This window comes from Stenotrophomonas sp. GD03654 (assembly GCF_029845105.1).
Taxonomy (GTDB): domain Bacteria; phylum Pseudomonadota; class Gammaproteobacteria; order Xanthomonadales; family Xanthomonadaceae; genus Stenotrophomonas; species Stenotrophomonas africana.
In genome coordinates this window covers 193,281-208,400 of the sequence record NZ_JAOCLC010000001.1, presented here as the reverse complement: position 1 = coordinate 208,400, position 15,120 = coordinate 193,281, and the positions used below count along the sequence as shown (strand labels likewise).

Below are 15,120 nucleotides of genomic sequence, written 5' to 3'. Positions count from 1 at the left end.
GTCAGTGCCCCTCGTGGCCGGTGGGGGCGGGCGGAGTCTCTTCCGGGGTAGCCGGCATGGAATGACCGGCGTGCGGATCAGAGGCCTCGTCACCATGACCTGCGTGCGGGTCGGCGGCGTCCTCGCCGTGCCCGGCGTGTGGATCCTCAGCGGTGCCCGAAGGCGCGCCGTGTCCTGTGTGACCCTCAAGACCCTGGAGTGCCGACTGCAGGTTGCTTTCGGCGTCGATCAGGAAGTTGGCGGAGACCACGACCTGCTCGCCCTCGGTCAGGCCGTCGAGGATCTCGATGCGATCGCCGCCGCGCCGCCCCAGGCTGACATCGCGCGGTGCGAAGCGGCCAGGGCCGGTCTCGACCAGCACCACCTGGCGCGTGCCGCTGTCGAGCACGGCCGAGCGCGGAACGGTCAGGACCGGTCCAGCCCCCGGCTCCTCCAGCACCACCGTCCCATACAGCCCGGGCCGCAGGTCGCCAGCGGGGTTGGGCAGGGCGATGCGCACATCCACGGTGCGCGTCATCGCATCGATGACGGGCTGCACGAAGGTGACCTCGCCCTCGGCCACCTGGCCCGGCAGGGCCACGGTTTCAAAGCGGGCCGTTTGGCCGGGCTGGATACCCGCGGCCTGCGCCGCCGGCACCTTGGCGATCACCCACACCTTCGACAGGTCCGCCAGGCGCAGGATGGTTTCGCCGGGCTCGAAACGCGCGCCCTGGACCACCGGCTTCTCGATCACGACCGCGTCCGCGGGCGCGGTGAGCACCAGGCCCGTCTTGCCCATCTGCGCGTCACTGATTTCCCAGTTGCGCAGGCGGGTGCGGGCGGCATCGCGCAGGCGGACCATCGACGCCGCGCTCGCGGGATCGGACCCGGCCAGCCTGCGGGCGGTCTCGTCGGCCAGCCGGTATTCCTGCTGCGCCGCGGCCAGCTGCGGGCTGTAGACGGAGAGCAGCGGCTGCCCGGCGCTGACCCGCATGCCGGTCTGGTTCGCGTACAGCCGCTCCACCCAGCCTTCGAAGCGCGGGGCGATCGCGTACTGCCGGGTCTCGTCGACCTCGACCGTGCCGCTGGTGCGCACGGTAGCGGACAGGGCTCCGCGCTTGACCGCTTCGGTGCGCACGCCCAGCGCCTGCACCTTGTCCGGCGGCAGCACCACCGTGCCCGGTGCCGCCGGCGGTGCGTCGTCGGCATAGACCGGGACGTAGTCCATACCCATCGAATCCTTCTTCGGCACCGGCGACGTGTCCGCCAAGCCCATGGGATTGCGGTAATAGAGCACCTTGCGTTCTGCGGCCGGGCCGTCGATCGACGTGCCCGCGGTCGGGGAGTCGTTCGTGGCGCGGCCGGCAATCCAGCCGACGGCGAGGGCGGCGAGTGCAACGCCGATGGCGAGCGACAGGGTCTGGACACGGGTCATCGGATCTCTCCTTCGATGGCGCGCACGGCGGCGGCGCCCAACAGTTCGTCACGCAGTGCATCGACCCGTGCGAGGTCGGCGCCCTGCCATTCATTGAGTGCTTCCAGCAGCGTCCCGAAGTCGACTTCACCGACCTGGTAGCTGGCCAGGGCGGACTGCCAGGTGGCGTCGGCCTGCGGCAGCAGCGTGTTCTCGATCAGTCCGCGACGCTCGCGCGCGTTGGTCCACTGCGACCAGGCGGAAGCGCCGCGTTCCTCGACGGCCCGCAGCGTGGCGTCCCTGCGGGCAAGCGCTGCGTCTTCGAGCAGGCGCGATTCGCGCTCGCGCTCGCGGCGGGCACGCTGCTGGAACGGGATCTCGACCTCGAACATCAGCTCGGTGCTCTCGATGCCGTTGCCGAACTGCATCGCACCCACGCCCAGGGTGATGTCGGGAAAGCGGTTGCGACGCTGCAGTACCACGTTCGTGCGCGCCGCCTCGGCGCGAGCCTGCTGCGAGCGCACCGCGGGATGCGCATCGGCGTCATCCAGTGCCTCGGCAAGCGAGGCGCTGTGGACGGCGAGGCGCGGCGCCTCGTCGGGAGTCGCCAGCGGTGCATCGGACCGGCGCCCCAGCACCGCGTTCAAGGTGGCGGCCGCCTCCTGCTTGGTCGCGAGGCGTTCGATCCGCTCGCGCTGGAGGCTGGTCTGCTCGACCTGGGCGCGGATGGCATCCTGCTGCGCCGCGCGACCCAGGGCGTAGCGCACGCCGGCCATCTCTTCCACCTGGCGGAGCAGGGCGATGCGGCGATCAAGCACGGCCACGGCCTGGTCGGCATGCCAGTAGCGTGCGTAGGCCGCCTCGGCGTCGGCCAGCAAGTCGCGCGCAGTGGTGAGGCGATCGAGTCCGACCGCGACCGCGTCCTGGCTGGCCGCGGTCCGCGCCAGGGCGCGCTTGCCCCAAAGCGGGAGGCGCTGGCGCAGCGCGTAGTTGACCTCGCGCTCGGCACCGGCGGAGCGCCAGGGCTTGTCCGGATCGAGGCCGCGGAATCCAAGGGAAGCCGTCGGGTCGGGTAGGGCGCCCGCTGGCTGGATCCGTGCTTCGGCGGCCTGGGCCTCGAAGTCCATGGCCCGCAATTCCGGGTTGTGTTCCAGAACCCAGGCGCGGATCGACTCGAGGCTGTGCCCCGGGACGGGTTCGGTGGCGGTCACCGGCAGCGCCAGGGCCCACAAGGCGCCGGCAAGCACGCCGGCAAGAAGGTGCCGGAGCGGTGGCAGACGGCGGGACAGAGGGCGAGGGTGCAGGCGCCTGGCCGGCAGTCGGTCGAACGGGGATGCCATATCAGTGTCCTTGGGCCGACGCGACGCAGGTCGCTCGGACGAGGGCAGGAACACATGCCGTGACGCAGCCACGGCGCGAACGCACAGGACTGCGCCGCACAGACGTGCGGAGCAGTCAGCGTCCAGGCATCAGATCAGCAGGAGTGCCGCTGGATGGGCGGTAGGTCGGTGCCAGGCGGGTCTGGGCGGCGAATCCACCCATGTAGCCGTGACACCTGGCGCAGCATCCGCAATCGCGGCGATCGCAAGCCAGGAGAACCAGGCTTCGGCCAGCAGCGGCGGAATCGAAGGGATGCGCCCACTGTCCGCCGAGATGTCACCCTCGGTGCAGTGCGCGTCGCACACTGCCTTGCTCGCTGAGGGGAGCTCGGCATCGCAGCCGTGGCCATGGTCGTGTCGGGTGTCGGTGGCGGCAGCGACAAACGCCGCCGGCGTGACTGGGAGATCCAGGCAATCGCCATGGCCTGCGAGCGCGAACTGGGACCAGAGCAGGGCCACCATCGCGAGGAGGGCGGTGCGCTGGAACAAGTTCCGATGGCGGATGCGGACCATGGCGTGAGCTTACCTCTTACTGGAACCGATGCAATTGATCCAAGTCAATCCTTGGCCAGGCCCAGGGGCTGGCGCGGCACAGATGTGGTCGGCGAGGACGGTACGGCGGCCGACTTGGCAAGGCGAAGGGCGTTGGCCACCACCGACACCGAGCTCAAGCTCATCGCAAGCGCCGCGACCATCGGGCTCAGCAAGATCCCGAATGCGGGGTAGAGCACCCCGGCCGCGACCGGCACCCCCAGCGCGTTGTAGAGGAACGCGAAGGTGAGGTTCTGCTTCATGTTGGCCACGGTGGCCTGGGAGATCTTCCGGGCGCGCAGGATGCCCCGCAGGTCGCCCTTGACCAGGGTGATCTGGGCACTGGACATCGCGACGTCGGTGCCCGTGCCCATGGCGATGCCGACGTCGGCCGCGGCGAGCGCCGGGGCGTCGTTGATGCCGTCGCCCGCCATCGCCACCCGCCGGCCTTCGCGCTTGAGGCGCTGCACCAGCTCGGCCTTGTCCTCGGGGCGGACTTCGCCATGCACCTCGTCCAGGCCCAGCTCGGTGGCCACGGCCCGTGCGGTGGTGAGCCCGTCGCCGGTGGCCATGATGATGCGCAGCCCGGCGGCGTGGAGCTCGTTGATGGCCGCCGCGGCCGACGCCTTGATCGGGTCGGCAACCGCGACCAGCCCCGCCAGGCGCCCGTCCACGGCCAGGAACATGGCGCTCGCGCCCTCGCGGCGCATCCGCTCGGCCACGTCGACGTGCGCAGCGGGATTGGCGCCCAGGTCGTCCATGAGCGCGGTATTGCCCAGCGCAAGCGCATGGCCGGCCACGGACCCGCGCACACCCATGCCGGTCACCGAGTCGAAGTCCTCCACGCGGTCGAACTCGAAGTTCCGGCGTCGAGCCTCGGCGACGATGGCGTCGGCCAGCGGGTGCTCGCTGCCCTGGTCCAGGCTGGCGGCCAGGTGCAAGACCCGGTCGGCGTCGAAGCCCTCGAAGGCCACGACTTCCTTGAAGGCGGGGCGCCCCTCGGTGAGGGTGCCGGTCTTGTCGACGATCAGGGTGTCGATGCGGCGCATGTGCTCGATGGCCTCGGCGTCGCGGAACAGCACGCCCACCTGCGCCGCCTTGCCCGTGGCGACCATGATCGACATCGGCGTCGCCAGGCCCAGCGCGCAGGGGCAGGCGATGATCAGTACCGAGACCGCGTTGAGCACCGCAAAGGTCCAGGCCGGCTCCGGACCGAAGGAGCCCCAGATAAAGAAGGTGGCCACCGCGATCGCCAGCACCGCGAGCACGAACCAGTAGGCCGCGATATCGGCCATCCGCTGCATCGGCGCGCGGGAGCGCTGCGCCTGCGCGACCAGCTGCACGATCTGCGACAGCACGGTGTCGGAGCCCACCTTGGCGGCGCGGATCACCAGCGCGCCGGTGCCGTTCTGGGTCGCGCCGATGACCTGGTCGCCTGCGGTCTTCTCGACCGGAATCGGTTCACCCGTGAGCATCGACTCGTCGACGCTGGAGCGGCCTTCCACCACTTCGCCATCCACCGGCACCTTCTCGCCGGGACGCACGCGCAGGTGGTCGCCGACGTGGACGTGGGTCAGCGGGATGTCTTCCTCGGTGCCGTCGGCGTTGACCCGCCGGGCTTCCTTCGGCGCCAGGCCAAGCAGGCCCTTGATCGCCGCGGACGTTTTCGAGCGCGCCCGCAGTTCCAGCATCTGGCCGAGCAGGGTCAGCGAAACGATCACCGCCGCCGCCTCGTAGTACACCCCGACGCGCCCATGTTCGGTAAACGACGGTGGGAACAAGCCGGGTGCCAGCGTGGCGACCAGGCTGTAGCCAAAGGCGGCCGCAACGCCAATCCCGATGAGGGTGAACATGTTCGGGCTGCGGTTGCGGATCGACTGCACGCAGCGCTCGAAGAACGGCCAGCCGGCCCACAGCACGACTGGTGTGGTCAAGACCAGCTCGACCCAGGTCTGCACGTCGATCGACAACGGCAGGATCTGCACGTCGCCCAGCACGACACGCGGGAGGTACTGGCCGAACATGGCCAGCACGAGCGTCACCACAGTCAGCGGAAGCGTCCACCAGAACCGGCGCGAGAAGTCGCGAAGTTCCGGATTGTCATCGTCCTCCAGGCTCGGCATTTCCGGCTCCAGCGCCATGCCGCAGAAGGGACAGTTGCCTGGACCTTGTTGCCGGACTTCCGGGTGCATCGGGCAGGTGTAGATGGCGCGGGGCTGTGCCACCTCGGGTTCGTCCTGGGGCGTCAGATAGCGCTCCGGATCGGCCACGAACTTCGCGCGGCATCGCTCCGAGCAGAAGTGGAAAGGTGTGTCGGCGTGGGTCGCATGATGCTGCGTCGTGGCGGGATCGACCTGCATGCCACAGACCGGATCGGTGACCCGTCCATCCGCAGCCTCGACAGGGGCTGCGCCTGCAGAATGGTGATGGTCATGGGACGACGGTGAGTTCATGCCGATGCTCGCTTTAGTGGGGATGGACTGCCAAGGCAGTGTGCCATTGCGGGTTACACAGCTATTCGGGGCTGAGCGTCCCGAGCACTGAAACAACAATCAGGATCAAGATGGCCAGCGCGGCCTCAGCCGTAACACTCTGCCGCAAAGCCCGCACCTCCTGCGCGGGATCTCCGCTGGTCAGCGCTCGTTCCAAGCGCGGCACCAGCGTCCATCGGTGCAGCGCTCCCAAACCCAGCATTCCAGCGAACAGGGCCAGTTTGAACAGCAGCAACTTCCCGTAGGTGCTCTGGAACAGGGCCGAAAACGACCACGCGGTGAGATCCCCGTAGTGCGCGATGCCGGACACGATGAGCGCACCAACGAAGATCGTTCCCAGCGTCGAAAAACCATGCAGAAAGTCATGCGTTGATCGCAGACGCCCGCTGCCGTTCGTCTCTTTGCCGCGCAGCAGCATGGCAAGGAACATCAGGACCGCTGCGATCCAGCCGCCTGCCGCGAGAAGATGGACGATGCCTGCAGCAAGCCGGACCGCGCCTGCCAAGCCCTCGCCAGCGGCGGCGTGGCCGTTCCATGCCAGCGAAGCGAGTGCGCCGCCCGCCAGCATCGCCCCCAGCGGGAAGGCGGTCTCCACCTTCCCGCGGCGACGATGCCATCCGAGCACGAACATCAGGGCGACCAGCAGCGCGCCTCTCGCCATGGCTGCCCGGCCCGCGGACGTCTCGAGCAGATACCAGCCAAGCGATGCGCGATCAACCTCGGCAAGCGGCATTCCCATGATGCCCGCGGTCTTGAAGACGACATCGAGCCCGGTGAGCACGAGACCGGCTACGGCACCCGCCAATAGAACGCCCATGAGTGACCACCCGGCCAAGGCGTCGGCGAGTGCCGATCGACGCGACCCGTACCAACCGAAGAGTGGAACCCCGAAAAGAACCATGATGACAAGGTATTCCAGGAATCTCAGTGCATAAGCCGACAGGTCGAACATTCGCGACTCCTCAGCGCACCGTGAAGCTGAAGCTGCCCGGCATGGGGTGGTTGTCACCACCGACGGCGCGGTATTCCACGGTATAGACGCCCGGAGTCAGCGGCTGGGGCAACTTGGCACGCAGGGTCTTACCGTTGTTGACGATCTCGGTCGTGAAATTCTCGATCGGCATGGTGGAACTGCCGTGCTTCATGAGCAACTTGAGACGCGACGCCCGCGGAATCAATGTTTCGTTGAACACGAGATCGATCTGGCCCGGCGAAGCCACCACCGCATTTGCCGCCGGTGTGGACTGCTGCAGCGCGGCGTGGGCGTGCGCGATCTGCAGGGAGAACTGCCCAGCCGCAATCGCGAGGACGAGCGCGAAGGAGCGAAGGACGTTTGATGATTTCATAGGGATAAATCCTCATTGCGAATGTGATGCAAAGCCCCGTTCGGCGCCGTGCTGTGTTGGATCCGACAAGCGTTAGGTGTCGGGCTGTCACCGAAACCACGGTTGGTCGGCTTTTGATATTTGAGATGAGGATCCCGCCGCTCAGGCGGGATCCTCGACGCGTCAAGCCGCCATGGCGCTGCAGCTTTCCGCGCAACGGCGACAAACTTCGGCGCAGCGCGCCATCTCCGGGTCGTTCATGGCGTCGCATGCTTCGGCGCACTGGCGGCAGATCTCCGCGCAGGCACTGCAAACCACCGAGTGAGCGCTGGCGCCACGCAACATGGCGTCGGCGCTGGTGGCGCAGATATCGGCACACGTCGCCAGCAGGGCGATGTGCTCCGGGGCTGCGTGGGCACCTCCTTTGCTCAGGCAATAGTTGATGGTCTCAAGGCAAATCGCGTGGCATTGCGTGCAGTTGTCGATGCACTCGTTCATGGCCTGAGACCGGTGGTCTTCGGAATGGTGAGTCATGTGGATCTCCTGCTTCATCGCGGACGAGAATCGGCGCGCCCGCAACACCGCCCCCTGTTGCTCTTGCGGATCAATGCTGTGCGAAGGGTTCGGTGGTTCCGTCGTGATGGACCAGCTCGACCGTATACGGCTGCTGGCGTCCTTCCGGGACCTCCATGCCCGGCGAACCGAGCGGCATTCCGGGCAGGACCAGGCCGCGTGCGTCCGGCTTTTCTTCGAGGAGGCGCTTGATGTCCTCGGCCGGGACATGGCCTTCGATGACGTATCCGTCGACCTCGGCCGTGTGGCAGGAGCCCTTTGCATAGGGGACACCCAGGCGCTCCTTGACCGGACCCAGGTCATCCATGTCATGCACATCCACGGTGAACCCCGCCTTCTTCACGTGGTCGATCCAGCTACCGCAGCACCCGCAGGTCGGGGTCTTGTGGACGGTCATGCGTGGCAGGGCGGCTGGAGTCGCGTCGGCTGTTTCCGGGACGACCTGTGCAGTGGGCGCGATGGTGGATTGCGCGGGTGTAGCCGCTTGGGTGCAGGCACCCAGGCCGGCGACCGCAAAAGCCGCCCACGCAAGTCGGTTCAATCTGCAGGTTTTCATTTCTGGTTCTCCGCTTAGCGCTTGGTCCGCGAAGACCAGTGGATGTGGGCGATCCGCCAACCGTCGGTGGTCTGCTTCAGCACCATGGTCTCGGTGCTCTGGACGGTCAGTGGCTTACCGTCTTTCTGGGCGTGCAGCTCGCTTTCGGTTCCGACCCATGCGAACTCACCAGCGGTGCGTGCACGCTGACGGAGCAGCTGGCGATGGGCGCCCTTGAGGAATGCCGCATCGCTGACTGCGTGATGACCCAGATATTCCTCGCGGCTGCGCTCGGCACCCCCGGACTCGAGGATGAGGACGTCGGCAGCGAGCAGGGCTTCGACCGTGGCCAGATCGCCGCTAGACAGGGCCCTGTTGAAACGCTCCGCTACGGCGACCGCGGCCTCTGCAGTGACTGGGACGTCGACGTCCGCAGATGCCGCGGCAGCGGGGTGATGTGCGTGCGGCTGTGTCGCCTGCGCCATTGCGGGGGACACGACGGCCAGTGCCAGTGCGAGGGTGAACGAGATTGCTGTTGCGTTCATTGCGTGGGCTCCAAGGAGATCAATGGGTGTGCGCATGGCCGTCATCGGCCACGGGCGTGTGTGGTGCAGGGTGCGACTCCACCTTGCCGTCGGGATGGCCGTGGCTCACCAACCCGACTTCCGTGTCGCTGGGTGTCGGGCCGTGGTGATCGTCGTCCACGCCCGGCGGGTGCGCATGCGGCATGGAGTTGTTGCCCGGCTCGAATAGGGCAGGGTGATCCTCGGCCTTTTCGTCGTCATGGTGGCCTTGCGTCTCGCCGCCGCCATGCGAATGACCATCACTGCTGGCCACCAACGCCTGGTAACCGGCCTTGTCCAGCGTGGGCAGCTTCTGCAGGAAGGCCGACATGTTCCAGATGAACTCATCGTCCATGCTGCCGCCCCACGCGGGCATGCCGCTGGCCTTGATGCCGTGCTTGATCACCCAGAACGCCTCAGCTGGAGCGACCGACTGTTTGCTTAGGTTCGGTGGCGCGGGGTACAGGCCCTTGCTCATCTCGGTGGCCGCCGCCTCTGGCGAAAGATGGCAGGTCACGCACATGGCGTTGTAGTTGCCCGCACCCTGGCGGATACGCTCAGGATCATCCAGGTTCGTGGGCACCTGAAGCTTGGCGGCGCGCACCTCAATGGAACGCTCGCGCGCCGTTTCAAGTAGCGCATACACCGGGCGACTATGCGGATCGTCGGCGGCCACGTTGTACACGCCCAGAGAGACCGTGGCAGTTGCCGCGACCGCAACCAATCCCACGCCGGCACCGAGCCATACCCACATCCTTTTGTTGGATTTCATTGTCAGTTCCCCTTAGAACCAGGTACGAAGGCCGATGACCAAGCGCGTGTCTTCAAAGGACTCGCCATGCTCGCGTCGCATGTCTGCGGTATTGCCAAACGCGCGCTCGTACACCACGCCGATGTAGGGAGCGAACTTTCGGGTGAACTCATAACGAAGTCGTAGCCCCGCCTCAGCGGTACTCAGACCCGAACCTATCCCGCGCAATGGATCGTTCTTGCCATAGGCGGTGACTTCCACCAGCGGCTGCAAGATCAGCCGGTTGGTTAGCAGCAATTCGTACTCGGCCTCGACATTGGCGGCAGTCTGGCCCCCTTCGCCGAGATAGGCTGTGGCGGACACTTCGAACTTCATCGGCGCCAAGCCCTGTACACCGATAGCGGCGAAGTTTTGAGATGCCCCAGGCTTGAAGTCATGACGCACACCGGCCACCACATCCCACCACGTGGAGATACTGCGGCCGTAGAGCACTTCCAGATCAGCCGACTCGGTCTGACCATCCGTGCGTTCGCCTTCACTGCGGAGCCAGACGCGATTGAGGTCCGTACCGATCCAAGCCTGGCCCTCCCAGCCCAGCCCGGTGCCCGGATCGGCATCCCAGGCTTCCAGGCGATTGAGCAGCACGTAGCTCTTGATCGAGTTGTCATGCACCGGATGCGCGTGTTCCGGCGCGATGGCCGCCTTGCGATCCGCGTCCGTCACCGCGGGTATCGGGGTGCGCGGCTGCGTTGGCACTGCAGGCCCGTGTCCCATCTGACTGTGGTCCATGCCCTGCATCGACTGTGTCTGCGCTTTGGGCGTTGCGGGCGTGCTCGGAGGCGCGCCGTGCCCCATCTTGGAATGGTCCATCCCCTGCATCGCAGGCGTGGCCGTACTAGAGGTGTCGGCTGCAGCGGGCTGTGCCATCTGACTGTGATCCATGCCCTGCATCGACTGCGCCTGTGCTGTGGGCGCCGCAGGTGTGCTCGCGGGCGAGACGTGCCCCATTTGCGAATGGTCCATGCCCTGCATGGCAGGCTCGGCTGCTTTAGCCTGCGGCGCGGCGTGGCCCATCGTCGCATGATCGATCGTCGCTTCGCTCGGCTTGGCCGGTGTTGCAGGCTTTTGGGCTGGCGCAGGTTTTGATGTCGGCGCCTGTTGTGCAGAGTGATCCTGAGTCTGGGTCTGCGCGCCCTGCTCCATCGGCATGGAGCCGTGCTGCATGGATTGGGCGCTGGCCGCATTGGCCAGGGCCAGCGAGATAGCCAGCGTCAGCGCAGTCAGGGTGGTATCGCGTCTATTGATGTTCATTCGTCGACCCTCACCGTGCGCATCATTCCGGCTTCCATGTGATAAAGCAGGTGGCAATGGAACGCCCAGCTGCCCAACGCATCGGCACGCACGCGATACGTGCGTCGGCTACCCGGCGGCATATCCACCGTGTGCTTGCGCACCATGAAGTTGCCGTTGTCGTCCTCCACGTCACTCCACATGCCGTGCAAATGGATGGGATGGGTCATCATCGTGTCGTTAACCAATACGATGCGCATACGCTCGCCGTAGTTCAGCCGCAGCGGCTTGACATCGGAGAACTTCTGACCGTTGAAGCCCCAGGAGAATTTCTCCATATGTCCGGTCAGATGCAGCTCGATCTCGCGACCGGGGTCGCGTCCGTCAGGGTCTTCAAAGGTGCTCTTGAGCATGGAATACGTCAGTACATGACGGCCGTTATCGCGCAGGCCATTACCCGGATCATCCAAGCGCGAACTCACGCTCATGGCCTGGTTGTCCAACAGGGGATTGTTGGTCTCGCTGGCAGGGTGTGATTGCATGCCCCCGTGCTGCATGCCTGCCATGGCACCATCGCCGGCGGCGGGCATCGCATGGCCTGCATGGGCCGAGGTCGCGTTACCGCTGGCAGGTGGGGTCATGCCAGGCATGCCCATGGCCGCACCACAGCCGCCTTCCATGCCCTTGCTGCCGCCAGACATATCCATCGATCCATGATCCATGCCCATGTCTGCCATCGTCAGCAGCGGCCGGGGATCCACAGACGGAACGGGCGCGCGTAATCCTTCGCGCACGGCGAGCGTGCCGCTGACGTAGCCGGTGCGACCGGAGTCTTGGGCAAAGATGGTGAATGCGTCCTGCCCGGAGGGCTCCACGATCACATCGAAGGTTTCTGCTACCGCGATGCGGAACTCGTCGACGGAAACCGGATGGACATACAAGCCATCTGCTGCCACCACGGTCATCTTTAGCCCCGGAATACGCACATCGAAGTACGTCATGGCAGAGCCATTGATGAAACGCAGGCGCACCTTCTCGCCACTGCGGAACAAACCGGTCCAGTTGCCCAGCGAGGTCGTGCCGTTCATCAGGTAGGTGTAGGTGTTGGCGTTGACGTCGGACAGATCCGTGGGCGTCATCCGCATCACGCCCCACATCTTGCGATCTTCCAACGTGGCCGACAGGCCGTTGCGCTTCACATCGCGCGCAAAATCGCCGACCGTGCGCTTGTAGTAATTGTCATGGCCCGGCATCTTCTTCAAACGATCGAACAGGGCCGTCGGGTCCAGGTCTGTCCAATCGCTCAGCATCACGACGTAGTCGCGATCGAAGCTGAAGGGCTCCGGCTCCAATGGGTCGATGATGATCGGGCCATAGAGCCCGGCTTGTTCCTGGAACCCCGAGTGGCTGTGGTACCAGTAGGTGCCGCCCTGATGCAGGGTGAACCGGTAGTGGTAGGTCTCACCACGTCCGATACCGTCAAAGCTCAGGCCCGGCACGCCGTCCATGTTGGCCGGCAAAATGATGCCGTGCCAATGGATGGAGGTGTCCGCGCCATGGAGGGAGTTAGCGGGCAATGCATTGGAGACACGCAGGTTGACCGTGGTGCCTTCCCGCCAACGCAGCAACGGCGCCGGAACGGACCCATTGACGGTGATCGCGGTGCGGGTCTTGCCGGTGAAGTTCATCGGCGTCTCGCCGATGGTTAGGTCAAACTCGGTGCCCGATAGTACGTTGGGTTGTCCCGGGCCCTTGAGCGCCCAACTGGCTTTGGGCCAGAAACCTAATCCTGCGACTGCGCCTCCCAAGGCCAAGCCCTGGACAAATCGCCGCCGCGAAGGTAGCAGCGGCGGTCCACCGTGTGGACCACGAAAATCATCATGCGACATGAAAATGCTCCAAGCGTCGTGTTGCCACCGGCGGGCGGTGGTACAGAGCGGGCGGCTGGCCTATAAATAGGCATGCAAGCCACACCAACGGCGCCATTGCGGCGCTTAGGGACGCTTAGCCGATCGGTGGTCGGATCAGATGAGGCAAGGCAGGTGCCGCATGCCCTAGGGGCAGCGGCATGACATCCAGGCCCAAGGCCAGTTGCACCGAAACATGCAGGCGCGCCGGAAGTGCGCTCGCGCACGCGTGTACGCAGGCGCACCGGCACGCAGAAGACTTGCAACAGTCGGGACCGGCATGGTCGCCATGCCCAGTGCCAGCCCTTTCAATCGAGGTGGCATCGGGATGATTCTCAGCACTGTGATGGGCGACGCAGTCTTCGTCGCCTTGCACCGCGGCAGCCACTTCGCTGGCCTGCGCTTCCATGGCCGGGTTCATACTGATCGACGCAAATGCCGACCACGCGCCGTTAAGCACGAGCATGACGATCAGGAGCAGTCGCAGTAGAAGTGAGGAGGCTGACACGGGCGACATTGTAAATCACTTTAGACAAGGCGCGTGTGTATCGGTCGTGAACAAAATCTCAAGTAGGCCTGAGATGCCGCCACTTGTCAGTCGCACTAGTCACGGCCACTGCAGCTCCCTCCAGGAGCGCCCAATGGGCGGGTTGAGGCGAAGGGTTGCCCATAGGGCTAGCGCTTGTTCGGTTTACTTCTCGGGTGTGGCCTCGATCAGCTTCACCAACTCCCGCTTCTGCTGCTTGCTTAGCGAGCCCCAGCGCAGGAGCAACTTGGCCAGCAGATCATCGTCGGTGTAAAGGAAGGCGGCGGGGATCCCCAACGCTTGGGCCAACCGCTCAGCAGTCTCCAGCTTGGGCTCGTGCTTGCCACGTTCGTACTGGTTGACTCGGGGGCTGGCCACGTAAGGATCCAGACCGGCCCGGATGCCCAACTCCTTCTGCGACAAACCCGTGTGCAGGCGGGCTTGTTGGAGGCGTCGAGCGAAGGTCGGTGTTGAGTCGACGGACAAAGTCACGCGCACCCCCCATGGAAACCCCATAAGGATGGCGGATGTGGGGTTAAGCCGAGATACGTGCAAAAATGCCCCCCAGAATTTTTTTTTCTTCCGTGAAATCATTTGGTTGCCGGATTTTTGTTGGTACCTGAACTGTCGGCGCGATCGGGCCGCAACTGCGCCAGCAACTGCTCCAAGGTGTCCTGGCGCACACCGGCACGCAACGCTTCGGCCTCGGCTTGTTCACGCCGTTCTCGCTCCTTGGCCAAGTCGGCGTGAGCATTGGCCAGCTTGACCCGTGCGCTCTCCAACGCTTGGGCGTCCTGGGTCCAGCGTGCCAGCAAGGCCTGGTACTCCGCAGCCGTAAGCCGCAGCGCGTCCAGCTCCTTCCGCTGGTCGTCCGCAGCTTGCCGCACCTGCGCCAGTTCCCTCTCTAGGCGGCTGTGGCGTTCCAGCCACTGCCCGTTGTCGCGGTTGAGCTGAACCAGTTCGTGGTTCTTGGCGGTCAGCGCCTCGTTGGCCTGGCGCAGCGCGACCTGCAGTTCCTGCACCTGGTGCTCGTGGCGGCGCTGTTCCTGTTCGCGTTGGTCCTTGACCGAGGTGCGGTAGTGCTCCAACGCCTCGCGAGCATGCTGGTGCTTCTGCTCCAGCGACTGGGCATGCGCCTCGTGCTCCGCCAGCCGCGCGGTCAGTCCCGCGATCCGTTCGCCGAGCTGCGCGACCTCGGTGACCCGTTCGGCCAAGGCCTGCTGGGCTGCGGCGTGGGTCGTCTTTTCTTCGCGTAAGGCAGTTTCAATGCGCTGAAGCTGCGCGCTCAGCGTGGACGCCTCCTGCTGGGTGCGTTCCAGCGCCTCGCTACGCTCCTGCAAGTGCGCTTCGAAGCGCTGCCGGGCCTCGGCGATTACAGCCTCGGCCTCCTCGTGTAGGCGACCGGCAAGCCGACCGACCAGGTCCTGTAGCGCGTCGCTGACCGCGACCTTGGCGCCAAGGCCTTGCCCTTCATCTTCTTCCAGCTCCTTCAGGTAGCGGTGAATGGTTGTCTTGGAGCCGGTGTTGCCCAGCGCCACCCGCACCGCGTCCACCGACGGGTGTTTGCCCTGTGCCCGCAGCGCATCGCGGGCCTTCTGGATGTCGCTCTTGTACAAGCCGCCGCGTGCCATCGCACTCTCCGACTATTTCGTAATGTATTACATACCACGTAATTACATACCAATCAAGTTACACTACTCGCCGAGTACGGGTCGTATCTAAAGGCGGGATAATATTGAATTATCCCGCGTAACCAGCGTTTCGGCCATTTCAAGTCGTCAAAACAGTACGAAACCGCCCAAGGCTGGCGATCCCTGGGTAGTTTGGCCCAGAGCGGAAAGGAGGCCAGCCGGGG

General features: G+C 65.4%; 15 protein-coding genes. All 15 read right to left on the bottom strand.

Features of this window, described 5'->3' with window-relative positions:
• Position 1 precedes the first annotated feature (1 nt).
• Positions 2-1,414 carry an efflux RND transporter periplasmic adaptor subunit gene (locus tag N5J73_RS00960; protein ID WP_017357198.1) on the bottom strand — a complete coding sequence of 471 codons (1,413 nt, stop codon included), beginning with the start codon at positions 1,412-1,414 and terminating at the stop codon, positions 2-4.
• Complete coding sequence (locus N5J73_RS00955) at positions 1,411-2,733, bottom strand: TolC family protein (RefSeq protein WP_239503521.1); 1,323 nt, start codon at positions 2,731-2,733, stop codon at positions 1,411-1,413. The genes N5J73_RS00960 and N5J73_RS00955 overlap by 4 nt, the downstream gene beginning before the upstream one ends.
• Positions 2,734-2,862: 129 nt before the next feature.
• Entirely contained in the window at positions 2,863-3,285 is a 423-nt protein-coding gene (locus N5J73_RS00950; protein WP_049404632.1) for a hypothetical protein, read from the bottom strand.
• Positions 3,286-3,329: 44 nt separating this feature from the next.
• On the bottom strand, positions 3,330-5,756 hold the full coding sequence (locus N5J73_RS00945; protein ID WP_154352391.1) for a heavy metal translocating P-type ATPase: 2,427 nt from the start codon (positions 5,754-5,756) through the stop codon (positions 3,330-3,332).
• 61 nt (positions 5,757-5,817) lie between these two features.
• A complete protein-coding gene (gene copD, locus N5J73_RS00940; protein ID WP_017354978.1) occupies positions 5,818-6,747 on the bottom strand; it encodes a copper homeostasis membrane protein CopD in 930 nt (309 codons plus the stop codon).
• A gap of 10 nt (positions 6,748-6,757) precedes the next feature.
• Entirely contained in the window at positions 6,758-7,141 is a 384-nt protein-coding gene (gene copC / locus N5J73_RS00935) for a copper homeostasis periplasmic binding protein CopC (RefSeq protein ID WP_017354979.1), read from the bottom strand.
• Positions 7,142-7,303: 162 nt separating this feature from the next.
• A complete protein-coding gene (locus N5J73_RS00930; RefSeq protein ID WP_026070601.1) occupies positions 7,304-7,654 on the bottom strand; it encodes a four-helix bundle copper-binding protein in 351 nt (116 codons plus the stop codon).
• Positions 7,655-7,724: 70 nt separating this feature from the next.
• Positions 7,725-8,090 (bottom strand): DUF411 domain-containing protein, encoded by a 366-nt coding sequence (locus N5J73_RS00925; protein WP_017354981.1) that lies wholly within the window; start codon positions 8,088-8,090, stop codon positions 7,725-7,727.
• Between the two features lie 173 nt (positions 8,091-8,263).
• A complete protein-coding gene (locus N5J73_RS00920) occupies positions 8,264-8,773 on the bottom strand; it encodes a DUF4440 domain-containing protein (protein ID WP_026070602.1) in 510 nt (169 codons plus the stop codon).
• A 19-nt stretch (positions 8,774-8,792) separates the two neighbouring features.
• The gene (locus tag N5J73_RS00915) at positions 8,793-9,467 is read right to left on the bottom strand and encodes a cytochrome c (RefSeq protein WP_239522785.1); all 675 of its coding nucleotides are present in this window, start codon (positions 9,465-9,467) and stop codon (positions 8,793-8,795) included.
• Positions 9,468-9,575: 108 nt separating this feature from the next.
• Complete coding sequence (locus tag N5J73_RS00910) at positions 9,576-10,853, bottom strand: copper resistance protein B (protein WP_017354984.1); 1,278 nt, start codon at positions 10,851-10,853, stop codon at positions 9,576-9,578.
• Entirely contained in the window at positions 10,850-12,721 is a 1,872-nt protein-coding gene (locus N5J73_RS00905) for a copper resistance system multicopper oxidase (RefSeq protein WP_017354985.1), read from the bottom strand. Before N5J73_RS00905 ends, N5J73_RS00910 begins: the two co-directional genes overlap by 4 nt.
• Positions 12,722-12,836: 115 nt before the next feature.
• Positions 12,837-13,256, bottom strand: coding sequence for a CopL family metal-binding regulatory protein (locus tag N5J73_RS00900; protein ID WP_080354476.1), 420 nt, complete (start codon positions 13,254-13,256; stop codon positions 12,837-12,839).
• 174 nt (positions 13,257-13,430) lie between these two features.
• Positions 13,431-13,781, bottom strand: a complete 351-nt coding sequence (locus N5J73_RS00895) for a helix-turn-helix transcriptional regulator (RefSeq protein WP_049404629.1) — start codon at positions 13,779-13,781, stop codon at positions 13,431-13,433.
• A 74-nt stretch (positions 13,782-13,855) separates the two neighbouring features.
• The gene (locus tag N5J73_RS00890) at positions 13,856-14,896 is read right to left on the bottom strand and encodes a DNA-binding protein (protein WP_017354988.1); all 1,041 of its coding nucleotides are present in this window, start codon (positions 14,894-14,896) and stop codon (positions 13,856-13,858) included.
• Positions 14,897-15,120: the final 224 nt, after the last annotated feature.

Bases quoted from the DNA above. Each gene is read 5' to 3' on its own strand.
- N5J73_RS00960 (WP_017357198.1), bottom strand. From the start codon at position 1,414: ATGACCCGTGTCCAGACCCTGTCGCTCGCCATCGGCGTTGCACTCGCC.
- N5J73_RS00955 (WP_239503521.1), bottom strand. From the start codon at position 2,733: ATGGCATCCCCGTTCGACCGACTGCCGGCCAGGCGCCTGCACCCTCGC.
- N5J73_RS00950 (WP_049404632.1), bottom strand. From the start codon at position 3,285: ATGGTCCGCATCCGCCATCGGAACTTGTTCCAGCGCACCGCCCTCCTC.
- N5J73_RS00945 (WP_154352391.1), bottom strand. From the start codon at position 5,756: ATGAACTCACCGTCGTCCCATGACCATCACCATTCTGCAGGCGCAGCC.
- copD (WP_017354978.1), bottom strand. From the start codon at position 6,747: ATGTTCGACCTGTCGGCTTATGCACTGAGATTCCTGGAATACCTTGTC.
- copC (WP_017354979.1), bottom strand. From the start codon at position 7,141: ATGAAATCATCAAACGTCCTTCGCTCCTTCGCGCTCGTCCTCGCGATT.
- N5J73_RS00930 (WP_026070601.1), bottom strand. From the start codon at position 7,654: ATGACTCACCATTCCGAAGACCACCGGTCTCAGGCCATGAACGAGTGC.
- N5J73_RS00925 (WP_017354981.1), bottom strand. From the start codon at position 8,090: ATGACCGTCCACAAGACCCCGACCTGCGGGTGCTGCGGTAGCTGGATC.
- N5J73_RS00920 (WP_026070602.1), bottom strand. From the start codon at position 8,773: ATGAACGCAACAGCAATCTCGTTCACCCTCGCACTGGCACTGGCCGTC.
- N5J73_RS00910 (WP_017354984.1), bottom strand. From the start codon at position 10,853: ATGAACATCAATAGACGCGATACCACCCTGACTGCGCTGACGCTGGCT.
- N5J73_RS00905 (WP_017354985.1), bottom strand. From the start codon at position 12,721: ATGTCGCATGATGATTTTCGTGGTCCACACGGTGGACCGCCGCTGCTA.
- N5J73_RS00900 (WP_080354476.1), bottom strand. From the start codon at position 13,256: ATGTCGCCCGTGTCAGCCTCCTCACTTCTACTGCGACTGCTCCTGATC.
- N5J73_RS00895 (WP_049404629.1), bottom strand. From the start codon at position 13,781: ATGGGGTTTCCATGGGGGGTGCGCGTGACTTTGTCCGTCGACTCAACA.
- N5J73_RS00890 (WP_017354988.1), bottom strand. From the start codon at position 14,896: ATGGCACGCGGCGGCTTGTACAAGAGCGACATCCAGAAGGCCCGCGAT.